12 protein-coding genes and 1 pseudogene are annotated in these 15,579 nt (G+C 40.7%); 11 read left to right on the top strand and 2 right to left on the bottom strand.

Annotated features, from left to right (window positions below):
• The first annotated feature begins 30 nt into the window (after positions 1 to 30).
• Positions 31 to 1,752: a response regulator gene (locus B5G52_RS10995; RefSeq protein ID WP_087532693.1), complete on the top strand. Its 1,722-nt coding sequence runs from the start codon at positions 31 to 33 to the stop codon at positions 1,750 to 1,752.
• A 23-nt stretch (positions 1,753 to 1,775) separates the two neighbouring features.
• Here the strand turns inward: B5G52_RS10995 and B5G52_RS10990 are convergent, their stop codons facing one another.
• Positions 1,776 to 2,393, bottom strand: coding sequence for a hypothetical protein (locus B5G52_RS10990; protein WP_087532692.1), 618 nt, complete (start codon positions 2,391 to 2,393; stop codon positions 1,776 to 1,778).
• A gap of 153 nt (positions 2,394 to 2,546) precedes the next feature.
• Here B5G52_RS10990 and modF point away from each other — a divergent pair, with 153 nt between their 5' ends.
• The 3 genes and pseudogenes from modF to B5G52_RS10975 all read left to right on the top strand — a co-directional run bounded on the left by modF (position 2,547) and on the right by B5G52_RS10975 (position 5,161).
• Positions 2,547 to 3,992 carry a molybdate ABC transporter ATP-binding protein ModF gene (gene modF, locus B5G52_RS10985; RefSeq protein ID WP_087532691.1) on the top strand — a complete coding sequence of 482 codons (1,446 nt, stop codon included), beginning with the start codon at positions 2,547 to 2,549 and terminating at the stop codon, positions 3,990 to 3,992.
• A 302-nt stretch (positions 3,993 to 4,294) separates the two neighbouring features.
• Positions 4,295 to 4,390, top strand: a pseudogene (locus tag B5G52_RS10980) (type II toxin-antitoxin system RelE/ParE family toxin); the annotation flags it as partial.
• Between the two features lie 510 nt (positions 4,391 to 4,900).
• Positions 4,901 to 5,161, top strand: a complete 261-nt coding sequence (locus B5G52_RS10975) for a hypothetical protein (RefSeq protein ID WP_087532689.1) — start codon at positions 4,901 to 4,903, stop codon at positions 5,159 to 5,161.
• Positions 5,162 to 5,421: 260 nt separating this feature from the next.
• Here the strand turns inward: B5G52_RS10975 and B5G52_RS10970 are convergent, their stop codons facing one another.
• The gene (locus B5G52_RS10970) at positions 5,422 to 6,300 is read right to left on the bottom strand and encodes a TraB/GumN family protein (protein ID WP_087532688.1); all 879 of its coding nucleotides are present in this window, start codon (positions 6,298 to 6,300) and stop codon (positions 5,422 to 5,424) included.
• An 857-nt stretch (positions 6,301 to 7,157) separates the two neighbouring features.
• On the opposite strand from B5G52_RS10970, the gene ilvG reads away from it, so the two are divergent.
• From ilvG to can, 7 genes are all read left to right on the top strand, one after another.
• The gene (gene ilvG, locus B5G52_RS10965) at positions 7,158 to 8,807 is read left to right on the top strand and encodes an acetolactate synthase 2 catalytic subunit (RefSeq protein ID WP_087532687.1); all 1,650 of its coding nucleotides are present in this window, start codon (positions 7,158 to 7,160) and stop codon (positions 8,805 to 8,807) included.
• On the top strand, positions 8,804 to 9,049 hold the full coding sequence (ilvM, locus tag B5G52_RS10960; protein ID WP_087532686.1) for an acetolactate synthase 2 small subunit: 246 nt from the start codon (positions 8,804 to 8,806) through the stop codon (positions 9,047 to 9,049). Before ilvG ends, ilvM begins: the two co-directional genes overlap by 4 nt.
• 103 nt (positions 9,050 to 9,152) lie before the next feature.
• Positions 9,153 to 11,009 (top strand): dihydroxy-acid dehydratase, encoded by a 1,857-nt coding sequence (gene ilvD, locus B5G52_RS10955; protein ID WP_087532792.1) that lies wholly within the window; start codon positions 9,153 to 9,155, stop codon positions 11,007 to 11,009.
• Between the two features lie 2 nt (positions 11,010 to 11,011).
• Positions 11,012 to 12,562 (top strand): threonine ammonia-lyase, biosynthetic, encoded by a 1,551-nt coding sequence (gene ilvA / locus B5G52_RS10950; protein ID WP_087532685.1) that lies wholly within the window; start codon positions 11,012 to 11,014, stop codon positions 12,560 to 12,562.
• Positions 12,563 to 12,615: 53 nt separating this feature from the next.
• Entirely contained in the window at positions 12,616 to 13,695 is a 1,080-nt protein-coding gene (locus B5G52_RS10945) for an ABC transporter substrate-binding protein (RefSeq protein WP_087532684.1), read from the top strand.
• A 32-nt stretch (positions 13,696 to 13,727) separates the two neighbouring features.
• The gene (locus B5G52_RS10940; protein WP_087532683.1) at positions 13,728 to 14,906 is read left to right on the top strand and encodes a methyltransferase; all 1,179 of its coding nucleotides are present in this window, start codon (positions 13,728 to 13,730) and stop codon (positions 14,904 to 14,906) included.
• Positions 14,907 to 14,922: 16 nt separating this feature from the next.
• Positions 14,923 to 15,579 (top strand): carbonate dehydratase, encoded by a 657-nt coding sequence (gene can, locus B5G52_RS10935; protein ID WP_087532682.1) that lies wholly within the window; start codon positions 14,923 to 14,925, stop codon positions 15,577 to 15,579.

Genomic DNA, 15,579 nt, shown 5'->3' with positions numbered 1-15,579 from the left:
CAATTAAGTAAATTAATTTATGGGTGCGCTATGTTGCAAGTCATTGCTAATATTCGATCGCGATACCGCTTGGCTTTATTGGTTATTGCCATTCTTAGCTGTGCGACAGCGCTACTTCTGCAATCTTTAATTTCAATTCAAAAAGATGATGCTCAAGTAATTAATGTGGCGGGTAAGCAACGAATGCTCTCACAAAAGATTGCGTGGTATGCAAACACAATGCACCAGCACAATACTTTGCAGCATAAAAAGTCACTGCAGCAAGCCGCAAGAGATTTCAAATATGGTCATCATTTTTTAATAAAAAAAGCAGAGTCAGGTGAATACTTATATTTAGATGATGCGCTTATTAGTCATTATTATTCACCTGAGAGTAAGCTTGCTGAGCAAAGTGAACAATTTTATGCCGCAGTAGCATTATTTTTGCAATCAAATGATCTATCTTTAATTCCTGAGGAGTTTGAGGTTGATGAGGTTGAGATATTTCTCAAGCAGTTAGACAAGGCCGTTAGTTTATTCGAGCAACAAGCAAAAGATAAAGTTACCTTAATTTCATATATTGAACTTGGGTTCTGGCTGGTAACGTTATGTTTATTATTCATTGAGTTGAAACTTATTTTTCAACCAATGGAAAAGCACATCATGACAACTTTAGATAAGTATCAGCAACAAAAACAACATGCAGAATTAGTTAGTCAAACTAAAGAGCGTTTTATTGCAAGAGCAAGCCATGAATTTAGAACCCCATTACAAGGGCTTATAAATGCAATTAATGAATTAGAAACTAGTACGAGCCAGCAAACACTAAAGCAGCAAGCACAATATTGCTCAAGCCGTTTATTAAATATTTTAGATGAACTACATGAAGCTCAATTGCTCAGTTCTGGGCAGTGGCAACTGACTCCTGTTAAAAGTAATTTATTAGAAACCCTTGAAGCGGTTATTCATTCCTACCAGTTTAGCTATCAGCAAAATAGCATTGAGCTAGTTAAGGACTTATCGGCAGAGCTTAATTGCACTGTTGAATTAGATCATCGCCGTTTACAACAAGTATTGGGTGAATTACTTAACAATGCGCTTAAATTTACCAAAGTCGGTCAAGTGGTTGTTTCAGCATCGCTGCCTAATCATCAGCAACTGTTACTCACAGTCAGTGATACCGGTATTGGTTTTTCTAAGCAGTACCCTTACTTATCAACACTGCTAGAAATACAAGATACTCATTTCCAAGGAATGCAAATGGGGTTAGCGCGAGTGCAGCATATATTACGTGCGCAAAATGCAAATATTGAGTTTATAGATAAAGAGCCTACGGGCGCTTTGGTGAGTATTGTGTTGCCTGTTTGTATCACTCAGGAGCAGGGGGAGACTAGCCAATTACCGCATAAATTGCATTGCCTAATAGTTGAAGACAATCCATTAAATGCGATGATTTTAAATGGCATTTTAAAAGCCATTAATTATACCTCGGATCTGGCCGAGAATGGTCTAATTGCAACGGGTAAAGTTGCAGATAGTAATTATGATGTAATTTTTATGGACTTGAATATGCCTGTTATGGACGGCTTTCGAGCGATAGATATTATTCGTCAGGAGCTAAGTTTAGCAACCCCCATTATTGTTGTTACGGCGAATACCTCACAAGCTGATTTGGAAAAGGCTTATCAGCTGGGAGCCGATGGGCATGTTTATAAACCAATCAACAATGACACCATTAAAAAAGCCCTTATAGATGTACTAAATAAGGGCTAACCAAGGATTGGGTATTACAAAAGTTAGTGTTTTACTTTTATATCGCCGACACCGACTTCAATTTTAATAGTGTGAGTACCATTACCAGAGTATTCACTTTCAGAACTGACCATTTTACGGCTGGTTTTAGCATCACCTGTTAAGCCAGAAATACGAGTATCACCAACACCACTATCAAGGTTAATGTATTTGTAATCGTCACTTTGGCTATCAATACGAACGGCGCCCACGCCCACTTTAATGTCTGCACTGTTAGTAAAATCATTAATTTCAATATCACCAACACCTAAGTCTACATTAACCGCTAAACTACGTGGAACACTCACTAACCAGTTTTGTTGCACGTCGTCGTTATCCAAGCTTAATGTGAGTTCACTTTCTGTTTGTTTGCTATCAAGGGTTAGCTCATCAAGGTTATCTGTATTATCAAACCAACCGTTGTTTTTATCTTCGAGCTCAATAGATATTTTTATTTCATTGCCATCATGGGTATTAATTTCAAGGCTGCCTACCGGAAAGCTAATATCAAGTGTTTGCTGAGTATCGACTGTAAAGTTGCGTTTAATTTCGTGCTCAACCTTAGCGTTTACAGTAGCACTCATAAATACTGCAAATGCAGTTAACAATAAAATCTTTTTCATAACGTGGCCTGTTGTTTGAATGTATTTATTAATTAGTCGCAAAGGGGTCATAAAAGGTTTAAAACAAAACAAATAATTTTATCGGGATAAAAGCTAGCCAAGTAATAATTTGTCGGGTATTTTCAGTTTATACAAAGATAAAGAGGGCTGCTGGTGGCATTTATACAACTACAAACAGTAACTGCTAAACTACAGGGTGAAGGGCAAAATAGTTACCAACTTAATAATTTAAACTGGCAAGTACAAAGCGGTCAGCATTGGTTGTTAATTGGTGGTAATGGCGCGGGGAAGTCTGCCATTACAGCTGCTTTACTCGGTTATGCGCAACTGATAACGGGTGATAGACAGTGTACATTTGAGCGTATGGAGTTGGTTTCATCAGATATGCAAAAGCAGCTAATTAACGCTGAGTTACAGCAAAATCAAGATGACATAACCGATGGCTTAATTGCAGCTAGGCTTGTAAAAGATATCATTTATGAAAATGCAGATAGCGTCTTTTTTGATAATGAATTATGTCGGCAGTTAATCGATATCTTTTCATTTTCTTCATTACTAGCCCAGCGCTTGCGAGCTTTATCAACCGGTGAAACACGCAAACTTATGTTGATCAAAGCATTGAGTAATCGCCCAGAGTTTATAGTGCTTGATGAACCCTTTGATGGCTTAGATACTGCCAGTACTGCGGCGCTTAATGATATTTTAGCGCAACTTAGTCGCAGTATAACCATGGTATTTGTACTCAACCGCTTGGACGAAACCCCAGATTTTATCAGCCATTATGGCTACGTGGTTGACGGCCAATTACAGCACCAATTAGCTCAGCCAAACGATACGCAGCGAGATGACTTATTTAAACTGCTGCATTTACAGCATACAGACTTAACCATCCCTGAAAAAGACCCTGCAAACAGTCCGCCGATTTTCACAGGTGACGTACTCGTAAAGCTGTGCCAAGCAAAAGTAAGCTATGCGAATAAAACTGTGTTTAGTAACTTAGATTGGACAATCGAAGCCAAGCAACATTGGCAGCTAAGTGGTCAAAATGGCTCAGGAAAAACCTGTTTACTTAACTTGATCACTGGTGATAACCCACAGTGCTACAGCAATGATATTGAAGTATTTGGCTTCAAGCGTGGTAGTGGCGAAAGTATTTGGCAGATCAAACAGCATATTGGTTATATATCGAATGCGTTACATATGGACTACCGAGTTGGAGTGTCTGCTTTAAACACTATCGTATCGGGCTTTTATGACAGTATCGGGCTTTACCAAAAAGCTAGCGACAGCGAAATTAACACCGCACAACGGTGGCTGGAGTTACTGGGCTTAACTGATTACAAAAACACTGCGTTCACACAACTATCGTTTGGTGACCAGCGCATGTTGCTGATTGCCAGAGCTATGGTTAAGCACCCAACTTTACTTATTCTTGACGAACCCTGTTTAGGGCTGGATGAAGCAAATCGGCAGCGTGTACTACTGCTGATTGAAAAAATCTGCGCCGCACAAAGCAGTACGGTTATTTATGTAAATCACCACGCCAATGACAAAATAGCGGGTATAGAGCATTATTTAAAAATGGAAGATTTTAGGTAAAGAAAAGGTTCTAGGGGCTAGGTGCTAGGTGCTAGGTGCTAGGAAAAGCCAGAGCAACTCGGCGTTAAATTTACCACCGTGGGTTGTGGTTGAGAGCAACGAAACCCAACAGTGAATATTTAAAACCAAAGCTGTGTTGACTGCTACCCCCAAGTTACGAAATGGGGGGGGCAACCTATTAAATCCACTCTTTTTAGATTACATAAATGCTTGAGTTTAGTTACCCAAGCTTTTAAACCGTTCATTGGTATTTTGCAAATCAATGATGTGTCTGCTCCGCTTATATTTCATTGATGAGTGATGGGATTTGGTCTATTACTGTACATGGTAACTGGCGCATTACTTTTGAATTTATTGATGGTAGTACATATATTCTCAACTATGAGGACTATCACTAATGACTATGTATAATCCGCCGCATCTTGGAGAGTTTATCATTGACGTATATCTAGAGCCTTCCGGCTTAAGTTGTCGTTATTTGGCTAAACAACAAATTAACATTGAGTAATGTTCACGCAGTAAACTTTGCGATGGCATAAAAATATAATCAGGTAGCCGGAGGTATGTAGCCTCTCCAGCTCTACACGCTCACCTTGCAATTTATTTTATGTATACGAAACAAGTGCTGCATGGTTTTACCCTCTAAAGCGCAGCGCCTCTTAATCTCTTTGTGAATAATTTACTTAAATTTTTTGGTACCAAGAGTAATGAATGAGCAAGAGCTGGCATGCTTAAATAACCTCTCAGCCCATAGAAGTGCTAAAAATTGGCTAGATCAACTAAATTTTGGTTAATATCCTATTGCTTGGTTTGGTTAGTGCTCCATAGGCCTTATTTTATAAGGTGAAGAGAAGTGGTTCAATTTTTGCTACTTTAAAATCAATCAAATCATTTAACAGGATAAAAAAATGAATAAATCACTTACTGCTACACTTTTAATTGCTTTCTCACTCTTGCTCTATACACAATTTTCAGAATTAGCATATAAATTTGGATTTGCGGAACTGAAGTTAGTTGCTGTGCTAGAAAATCCAGATAAAATGAAAGTTAAGTGTGACGCCTACTCACTTGGTTTTTTTGATGAAATCAAACTTCAAAATAAGTATCAAAAATGTATTAATGAGTATGAAGCCCAAGGTTATGAACTAATCAGTAGAAGTGATAGGTAATAGTATTAGTACCGGGCTGTCAGTTAAAAAGATGGCCCTTTTATCACCTTCTGAGGCCACAAGTTTTAGACATCATGTTATTGACTGACTGTTTCCGCTTTACAGTTATCTGGCAAACCACTATTGGAAATTACATAAACGCTTTAGTTAATAAGCTACCTAAGTGTTTATTTTACTCATTAGTGTTGCATATAAGTAGGTCGTGCTTTAGCGCGTTAATCTCAAAAAGCCAAACTGACGACCTACATTAGAGGGGGAATTTATAAGCGGGTAACGGTTATACCTTGCTCTTTAAACTGTTTTAATAAACCGTGTTGCTCAGGTAAGTGCAGGGCACCTACGGCAATAAATAACTGCTCTTTAGCTAGGCGTGGGGTGAGCTCTTTTACCCAATTGTTGTTACGTTCAATCAGCATAACTTGTTCGCTGATTTCGCCGTAGTTACTGTCATCAAAGCTTTCGTTGTAATACTTGGTTAAAGTGTCCATATCACCATTTTTCCATGCATCTACAAGCGTAATAAAGTAGGTTTCAACATCGGCGAGTTGCTCAAAGGTTTCTTCGATCATTTCATTGCTTAGCAGTGACATATGGTTAAACATTTCCATTTGATACTCTAATGTTTCAAGCTCACCAATTTGCTTGTTTTTAGTTTTAGCGTAAGCAAGTACTTGCTTATCAATGCCTGTTTGATCTGAAAAACCTGCATTTTGAAACTCCATTTGCATCATGGTGACCATCACAGCCCACGGTGCAAGGTTGTCAAACATCGCTATATCGATTGATTTGTTACTAAAGTACTGTTTTAGCTTGCTGTAGTTTTGTTCGGATAACTCGCTTTTTAAGGTTTTACCATTTTTTAGCATCATAAATGGCATTGAGCGGCGCTGCATTTCCATTGGACTAATTGCGCTGATATCGACCTCGACAATCACTTTATCTGTTGCATCAATAGCTTTGGTTACTTTACTCGGTAAACCTTTCATGCTGCTATCGCCAACATGTACAGTGCCAAATAAATACGATTTCACACCGTTTTTTTCAAGTTGCCAAAGGCCGGGTTCTGCATGGCTGGCAAAGCTAAGTGTGAGTAAAATAGCTAAAATAAAGTAGCTACTGATACGCTGTGTGAAGTTCATAATTATCCTTATTGCTGAGTTGCTAATGTAATCATATACCCAAACTACCTCAAGATACGAGTTTCAGTTGGAATTAAAAGCGATTTAGGCAAGGCATTGATTGCAAGTAATAGTGGTTCTATTGTTAAAATCAATAACGCAGGATAAATCGCTTTTAAACCAACCCGTAGGGCGTTTCACAGAAACTTACTCTCATCGTTGTTACTTTTTAAAAGGGATGGCCATTCTTGCAAAGTAACGCCTTGATATTAAGTCCCTGTGAAACGCTGAATTCTGCATCTTGAGGTGGCTTGGGTATATACCCAAGTACCTTAATTAAGCGAGTAGTTGTTATTTTATTGCAAACTGCTTTTTGTTTCTGATATAGCTTATTTCAAATTTTGTCATTTAAATATATCAAAAGTTTATGCAAGTTATGCTAAAAATGAATCAAACCGTGAAATGGTTATTACTAGGTATGAATTATCAATAAATGGTTATATCTGAAAATTCAATTCATAATTAGCTGAATTTTGAATTTTTAAACCAGTAAATTCAATTGTTATAAGCTTTTTTAGATTGTTTTTAGGGTTGACTTAAGGCGGGCATCGCGGTACTAATAGATAAAGACAGCGAGGATGAAAACGCTCCTGCGCTAATTAAACAAATTTACGGTATTTATTACATGCTTACAAACGCACTAAACCTAGTCCTTATTAACGTCGTGGTGATTATTATTACCGCGGGGGCTACTTAGTGCTTTAAATATTGTAAAGCATTATAAAAGCCCTCCGCACTTAACCAGTCGGGGGGCTTTTTAGTTTCAGGTTTAGAGAAAGTAATAGCACATAATGTCACTGAGGAATGAGGATTTATTAATGACAGGCGCAGAACTAACAATCGACTTATTAGCCAAGCATGGCGTAAATGAAGTATTTGGTTATCCAGGTGGTGCCATAATGCCAATTTACGACGCCCTGTATGGCGCGCCAGTGAAGCATTATTTGACTCGTCATGAGCAAGGAGCAGGTTTTGCAGCGGTAGGATTTGCGCGTAGTACGGGTAAGTTAGGCGTGTGTTTTGCTACATCGGGCCCTGGGGCAACTAACTTAATTACAGCTCTTGCCGATGCGATGATGGACTCAGTGCCGCTTTTAGCTATCACTGGGCAAGTACCCACCGCGGCAATTGGCTCTGATGCTTTTCAAGAAATCGATGTGTTAGGTATGTCGTTATCATGCACCAAGCATAGTTATATGGTTGAGCGGGCAGAGGATTTAGCTGAAATTTTACAAGAAGCTATGCATCTTGCGCAAAGCGGCCGTCCAGGGCCCGTGCTTGTGGATATTCCAAAAGACATTCAGTTAGCGCAAGTGCCTTTTCATCCTTGGCTGGCTGCTGACGATTATTTACCGCAGTTAGACCTAAACCAAGTGGCAATTGCAAACCAGTTATTGAGCGAAGCTAAGCGACCTGTAGCGTATGTTGGTGGTGGCGTACAAAGTGCCGGTGCACAAAATGAGTTAATGCAATTTTTAGAAAAAACGCAAATGCCAGCTGTTTCAACATTAAAAGCATTGGGCAGCGTATTACCCGATTATGAATATGACTTAGGCATGCTAGGTATGCATGGTGGTCAAGCTGCAAATTTAGCGGTACAAGAGTGTGATGTACTAGTATGTATAGGTGCTCGCTTCGATGACCGTGTAACTGGTAATTTAAGTAAGTTTGCAGCCAAAGCAAAGGTGATTCATTTAGATATTGATGTGGCCGAAGTAGGTAAGCGAAAGCCTGCTAAAGCATCTTTAATTGCAGATTTAAAAACATCGTTACCGCAACTTGAGTGTTTTGTAACGCAACAAGCATGGTTAGCGCACACTAAAGAGATGATGGTTAAACATACGTGGCGTTATGATTACCCCGGTGAAAAAGTATTTGCACCGTATTTACTAAACCAACTTAGTCAGCGCATGCCTAAAACTGGCGTAGTATGTTGTGATGTAGGCCAGCACCAAATGTGGGTTGCACAACATATGAAGTTTAGCCACCCGAGTAATCATTTAAGCAGTGGTGGTGCGGGCACTATGGGCTTTGGTTTACCAGCGGCAATCGGTGCGCAAGTCGCGCGCCCAGATGATTTTGTGATCACCGTTTCTGGTGATGGTTCAATCATGATGAATATTCAAGAGCTTGCGACTATTCGTCGTAATAATTTACCGGTAAAAATATTAATACTTGATAACCAACGTTTAGGTATGGTGCGCCAATGGCAAGAGCTATTTTTTGATGGCCGCTATAGTGAAACGAACCTATCAGATAACCCAGACTTTGTGCAGTTAGCTGCGGTATTTGGCATTCCAGGACAAACAATTACCCATGCAAATCAAGTGGATGATGCAATTACCGCATTAGTGAATAGCACAGGTCCGTACATAGTACACGCCTGTATAGATGATAAAGAAAATGTATGGCCATTAGTACCACCAGGTGCTGCTAACGATGAAATGATGACGGAGAGTGCAAAATGAAACACAGTTTAACAGTGACTTTAAAAAACCAGAGTGTGGCCGTTGAGCGTTTTTTGCGTGTTGTGCGTCATCGTGGTTTTGATTTAACCCATTTACAGATCAACTTAGACGACGGCCACTATCAAGTAGAAATGACAGTCGATAGCGATAAACCAGTCTACTTACTAACAACACAACTGGCTAAATTAGTTGACGTAAAGCAGGTGATGCTACAAAGCGTACAGCAACAGCAAGCAATGTAGTTTGCATTAAAAAATCAACAGGGTTAGAGGGTATTTACCCTCTAACAGTAAAAAAAATTAAAGAATGAGGAACAGCCTTGCGGCTGCAAATACTGAGGTAACTATGGCTAAATTAAGAAGTGCAACAACAACAGAAGGTCGAAAACGCGCAGGTGCCCGTGCATTATGGCGCGCAACCGGTATGACAGATACCGATTTTGGTAAACCAATTATTGCTGTTGTGAACTCATTTACGCAATTTGTACCAGGGCATGTGCATCTTAATCAACTCAGCGAACTTATGGCCGAAACCATCACTCAAGCCGGTGGTGTACCAAAAGAATTCAATACTATCGCCATTGATGATGGCATAGCTATGGGACACGGCGGCATGCTTTATTCATTGCCTTCGCGTGATTTAATAGCCGATTCAGTAGAGTATATGGTTAATGGTCATTGTGCCGATGCGATGATCTGTATTTCAAACTGCGACAAAATCACCCCTGGTATGATGCTTGCGGCATTACGTTTAAATATTCCGGTTATTTTTGTATCAGGTGGCCCAATGGAAGCAGGTAAAACTAAGCTTGCTAATATTGATATTAAACTCGATCTCGTTGATGCCATGGTTAAAGGTGCTGATACTTCTGTAAGCGATGCTGACTCAGAACAAGTTGAACGTTCAGCGTGCCCAACCTGTGGTTCGTGCTCGGGCATGTTTACAGCGAATTCAATGAACTGCTTATTAGAGGCCATTGGCCTTGCACTGCCTGGTAACGGCACTACGCTTGCGACACATAAAGATCGTAAACAACTGTATGCTGAAGCTGGTGCACGTATTGTTGATTTATGCCGTGAGTACTATCAAAAAGATAACCACGATGTATTACCGCGCGCCATTGCTAATAAAACTGCTTTTATGAACTCAATGGTCGTTGATATCGCAATGGGTGGGTCGTCAAATACCGTACTGCATTTATTAGCCGCAGCCCAAGAAGCGGGTGTTGATTTTGATATGTCACATATTGATGAGCTATCTCGCAAAACGCCTTTCTTATGTAAAGTAGCACCAGCAACACCTGAGTATCATATTGAAGATGTACACCGTGCTGGTGGCATGATGGCAATTGTACGTGAGTTAGGTAAAGCAGGCTTATTTGATTTGTCAGTAAATCACGTTGCCGGTATGACCATGGGTGAACTGGTTAAAAAATGGGATGCCACTGATCCAGATAACGAAGCCGCTCAAAAATTCTATCGTGCAGGGCCTGCAGGTATCCGCACGACTAAAGCAATGAGTCAATCGTGTCGCTGGGATGAAGGCGATAACGACCGCGAAAATGGTTGTATCCGCAGTGTTGAACATGCGTTTCGCCAAGATGGCGGGCTAGCCGTACTTTCAGGTAACTTAGCTGTTGATGGCTGTATTGTTAAAAGTGCTGGCGTAGTTGATGAAATGCTGCACTTTGAAGGTACAGCCGTGGTGTATGAGTCACAAGATGATTCAGTAGAAGGCATCTTAAATGACGAAGTAAAAGCCGGTGATATTGTGGTTATTCGCTACGAAGGCCCTAAAGGTGGCCCAGGCATGCAAGAAATGCTTTACCCAACCAGTTACTTAAAATCTAAAGGCCTTGCTGAAAAGTGTGCCTTGATCACAGATGGTCGTTTTTCTGGTGGCACTTCAGGTTTATCAATTGGTCACGTATCACCAGAAGCAGCAAGTGGTGGTGCAATTGCCTATGTTGAGAACGGCGATAAAATTATCATTGATATTGCCACTCGTGAGATCACTCTAGCATTAACCGATGAAGAGCTTGAAGCACGTAAACAAAAACAATTGGCTCGTGGTAAACAAGCCTATAAGCCGCTTGACCGCGACCGTTATGTATCATCAGCGTTAAAAGCGTATGCGCTACTAGCAACCAGTGCTGATAAAGGTGCGGTGCGTGATTTAGCCAAACTGGAGGAGCTTAGCTAATTATGGTTTCTCAAGAGCTCGATTATTTTCGCGCTATTATTCAAGCAAATATGGAGCCGCTGGCAAAAGTCACTGAGGTAAGCGAAATGCCTACCTTGAGTGAGCGTCTCGGCAATCATGTTTGGCTAAAGCGCGAAGATCAGCAGCCTGTTTATTCGTTTAAACTGCGCGGCGCGTATAATAAATTAGCAAAATTACCTAAAGGGTCTGTGGTGATCACAGCCTCTGCGGGTAATCATGCGCAAGGAGTGGCACTGAGTGCTTCGCATTTGGGGCATCAGGCCACGATTGTCATGCCTGTCACTACGCCTGAAATCAAAGTAAATGCAGTGCGTGCTTTAGGTGGTGAAGTGGTGTTACATGGTCACCACTTTGATGCCGCTAAAGCTTACGCCCTTGAGTTGACCGAAAAGCGTAATGGGGTATTTGTTCCGCCATTTGATGACCCCGATGTAATTGTGGGTCAAGGCACTGTCGCGCGTGAACTAATGCAGCAGCTTAATCAACTTGATGCAGTGTTTATTCCTGTGGGGGGCGGTGGATTACTTGCAGGAATGGCGGTGTATATCAAATCGTTGCGTCCAGATATTAAAGTAATTGGTGTTGAGGCTGACGAAAGCGCTTGTTTACAGGCTGCTCTTGAAGCAGGAAAGCCTGTAGAGCTTGATCGCGTTGGTAGTTTTGCTGATGGTGTTGCGGTTAAAATCATCGGTAGTGAAACCTTTCGGTTAGCGCAAAAGTTTTGTGATGAAGTGGTTACGGTATCAGGCGATGAAATATGCGCTGCAATGCAGGATATCTTTGTTTCAACCCGTGCTATTGCTGAGCCTTCTGGCGCTCTTGCTACTGCTGGCCTTAAAAAGTGGAGTCAGCAAAGTGGCCTTAAAGGACTGCATTTAGCCGCTATTTTGTCTGGCGCTAACTTAAACTTTGACCGCCTGCGCTATGTTGCTGAGCGAACAGCATTAGGTGAAAAGAATGAAGCCTTATTTGCGGTAACCATTAATGAAGAAAAAGGCAGTTTTAAGCAGTTTTGTGCATCTCTAGGCGGCAGAGCAATTACTGAGTTTAACTACCGTTATGCAGGCCCTGGCGAAGCACAAATTTTTGTTGGCATTGCCCTGCGTCAAGGTCAACAAGAGCTTGATGAACTGAAAAGCGATTTAACCTCGAACGGTTATCAATTTTGTGATTTATCAGATAATGAGCTGGCTAAGTTGCACGTACGGTATATGGTCGGTGGTAAAGCGCCAGAGCAAATGCAAGAGCGGTTATTACGCTTTGAGTTTCCTGAGTATCCCGGCGCTCTCGCGCGCTTTTTAGATACATTGGGCAGTAACTGGAATATTACTTTATTTCATTACCGCAACCATGGTGGATCAATGGGCAATGTGCTTGCAGGGTTTGCGATAGAGCCAAGTCAGTTTGAGGTGTTTAATGAGCATCTAAACCGCTTGGGTTATAGCGTACAAGATGAGACAAACAACCCATGCTTTACTCAGTTTTTGACAACGCAACCGCCACTAAATACCGTACAAGCTGCAAATAATTAAGGATCTCCTGAGGATAATTGCCTTATTAATAATTTTATCTATAGTTATTAGTAATGACTAATTACCCTCAGGTGTTTATATTGCTACTTAAAGGGTTTATAACAGCAATTAGCCTAGTTGGTATATTACATTGCAACATAGCGCGGGCTGAGACAAAGCATGTCACCTTACAGCTTAAATGGTCACATCAGTTTCAGTTTGCTGGCTATTATATGGCTCAACAAAAAGGCTTTTATAAAGATGTTGGGCTCAATGTAACGATAACAGCCGCAGATGTAAGTGAGCCAGACACCTTTAGTAAAGTACTCGCGGGCCAAGCAAACTTTGGCGTGGGCCACTCGGGTATTTTACAACATCGTATTGATGGTCAGCCCTTGGTGGCAATGGCTGCTATTTTACAATTCTCTCCTTATTGTTGGATGGTAAAAAAAAGCTCCGATATTTTTCATCCTCGAGACTTTTTCAATAAACGCATTAGCTCTATTAGTCGCAAAGAAAATGCAGAGTTATTGGTTATGCTTGAACGTAGTGGCGTTGATCCCCTGTTATTGCCAGCCTATTTAAGTAATGGAAAAACAGATCAATGGTTGAATGATCAATTAGATGCGATGCAGGTTTATATTACTAATGAACCCTTTATTATGCGGCAGCAGGGGATTGAGCATCGTTTAATTTGCCCACAAAGGTACGGCATTAACGTTTATAGCGATATTCTCTACACTACACAAAGCATGCTAGTGCAGAACCCTAAAACGGTTGAAAACTTTTATCAAGCAAGCTTAAAAGGCTGGCGTTACGCAATGATGAACTTAGATGAATCAATTGCGGTTACTGCACAGTATTATGCGAACGATAAAAGTCATCAAGAGCTCAGCTACGAAGCCGAAGTGTTAATTGATTATATCTCTCCGCCCGGTTCTAAATTAGGGGCTATGTCGATGGCTAAATGGCGATTAATAGCTGATTTATACAATATAGAGCAGGATCGTTTTGATGAAGTGAAAAATGGCTTTATTTACCAATATGAGAAACCTAAAAAGCTACGGCTGTCGTGGATGTTGATAGCGGCTATTATTATTAGTGTGTTATCTATCCCGCTTTACCTACGCTTGATGCTGAAAAAAAGCGTATAATAAGGCAAATACTTTTCATCGTTAAAAATTTTATGACCCTTGCTGAGCAGTTTACAGCCCTAGATACTCTCTTATTATCGACTCGCCAATTTTGGCAATGCACCGCATTTGATTACGATGAACTTCCTTGGCCAGAGCTTGCGCCGATTCTTGAAGCATTAACCGATCAACAAGTTGCTGAGCTGGATAGTGATCAAGATGCACTTTATACCTTTTTTAGTCCATCAATTAATGAATTAGAAAAGCTTGCTGATTTGTGTGCGATATCAACAGCGCAAATTATGCGCACAGATTATCCTTTTTGGATCAGCAATGGTATTAAAGGGCGCAAGTTTGAACAGCTCCAAGATTTTGTTGCGGCTTTGGGTGTGCAAACCAAGCCTGTACTTGAATGGTGCGCAGGTAAAGGTCACTTAGGGCGGATGCTGGCATTTAATCAAGCGCCGAATGTACACAGTATCGAGCTACAACAACATTTATGCGATCAAGGTCAGCATAGTGCGCAGCAGCAGGGGCTTGCGATGCACTTTAGCCAGGCTGATGTGTTAAAAGATGACGTATCAAACCACTTTAGAGAGCAACAGCATGCGGTTGCTTTACATGCCTGTGGCGCACTACATCAAAGCTTTATACGTGAAGCATGCTTTGCGAAAACTCAACAGATCAGCTTGTCCCCGTGTTGTTATCACCTTTTTACTGAAGATGCTTATCTAGCGATGAGTGAGGTTGCAAAGCAAAGTGAATTAATGTTGCGTCATCGAGACTTAAAACTAGCTTTACAAGAAACCGTCACCGCACCTTCAAGAGTTGCAAAAGTGCGTAAAACTGAAGTTGAGTGGCGGCTTGGTTTTGATGCGATGCGCAAAGCAATTACCGACTCTACTAATTATGTCAGTGTACCGTCTGTAAACAAGGCTATGTTCTCAGGTTCATTTAAAGCTTTTTGCGCATGGGCAGCTGAAAAAAAGTCATTAGAAATACCGCAAGATATTGATTATGATTATTTTTTATTAAAGGGGAAAATGCGCAAAAAGGTCACAGAGCGTATTGAACTGGTTCGACATGTGTTCAGAAGAGCAATAGAAGTTTGGCTTGTGCTCGATCGTGCTTTATATTTGCAACAACAAGGTTATCAAGTCACTGTGAAAACATTTTGTGAAAAGCAATTAACGCCTCGCAATATCTTGATCCAAGCAAATTTACCGTTATAAATAGATAAGAGATGCAATGAGAAAGTTAAAGAATTTATTCGAAAATAATAAACGCTGGGCAGAACGCACTTGCAAAGATGATCCTGAATTTTTTAAAATTTTATCAATGCAGCAAAACCCAGAATACTTATGGATCGGTTGCTCAGATTCACGCGTTCCAGCGAACGAAATTGTAGATTTAATGCCAGGAGAGTTATTTGTCCACCGTAATGTAGCTAATGTTGTTGTACATACCGATCATAACTGCCTTTCAGTAATGCAGTACGCCGTTGAAGTGTTAAAAGTGAAGCACATTATGGTGGTAGGTCACTATGGTTGTGGTGGCGTTCAGGCGGTGCTTAATGATGCTAAGTTTGGTTTGATTGATAATTGGCTACGTCATGTTGGCGATGTAAAAGAAAAATACATTACCAATATAAGCGAAATGCCAGAGCAAGAGCACTTAAACTGTTTAATTGAGCTCAATGTTATTGAACAAGTACGTAATGTTTGTCGCACCAACATAGTTCAAGAAGCATGGCAGCGTGGCCAAGAACTCACCATTCATGGTTGGGTATATGGTTTAGCAAACGGCCACTTAACCGATCTTGAATCAGTAGTGACCTGTGCCGATGAAGTGGCTGATACTTATAAAAGCGCAGCGAAAAGAGTGTTTGAGCGCAATATTAAATAA

It is taken from the genome of Pseudoalteromonas sp. A601 (assembly GCF_002165575.1).
Lineage (GTDB): Bacteria > Pseudomonadota > Gammaproteobacteria > Enterobacterales > Alteromonadaceae > Pseudoalteromonas.
Note: the sequence above shows the minus strand (reverse complement) of the source record. Positions and strands in the feature narration are given on the sequence as shown.

Bases quoted from the DNA above. Each gene is read 5' to 3' on its own strand.
- B5G52_RS10995 (WP_087532693.1), top strand. From the start codon at position 31: ATGTTGCAAGTCATTGCTAATATTCGATCGCGATACCGCTTGGCTTTA.
- B5G52_RS10990 (WP_087532692.1), bottom strand. From the start codon at position 2,393: ATGAAAAAGATTTTATTGTTAACTGCATTTGCAGTATTTATGAGTGCT.
- B5G52_RS10975 (WP_087532689.1), top strand. From the start codon at position 4,901: ATGAATAAATCACTTACTGCTACACTTTTAATTGCTTTCTCACTCTTG.
- B5G52_RS10970 (WP_087532688.1), bottom strand. From the start codon at position 6,300: ATGAACTTCACACAGCGTATCAGTAGCTACTTTATTTTAGCTATTTTA.
- ilvG (WP_087532687.1), top strand. From the start codon at position 7,158: ATGACAGGCGCAGAACTAACAATCGACTTATTAGCCAAGCATGGCGTA.
- ilvM (WP_087532686.1), top strand. From the start codon at position 8,804: ATGAAACACAGTTTAACAGTGACTTTAAAAAACCAGAGTGTGGCCGTT.
- ilvD (WP_087532792.1), top strand. From the start codon at position 9,153: ATGGCTAAATTAAGAAGTGCAACAACAACAGAAGGTCGAAAACGCGCA.
- ilvA (WP_087532685.1), top strand. From the start codon at position 11,012: ATGGTTTCTCAAGAGCTCGATTATTTTCGCGCTATTATTCAAGCAAAT.
- B5G52_RS10945 (WP_087532684.1), top strand. From the start codon at position 12,616: ATGACTAATTACCCTCAGGTGTTTATATTGCTACTTAAAGGGTTTATA.
- B5G52_RS10940 (WP_087532683.1), top strand. From the start codon at position 13,728: ATGACCCTTGCTGAGCAGTTTACAGCCCTAGATACTCTCTTATTATCG.
- can (WP_087532682.1), top strand. From the start codon at position 14,923: ATGAGAAAGTTAAAGAATTTATTCGAAAATAATAAACGCTGGGCAGAA.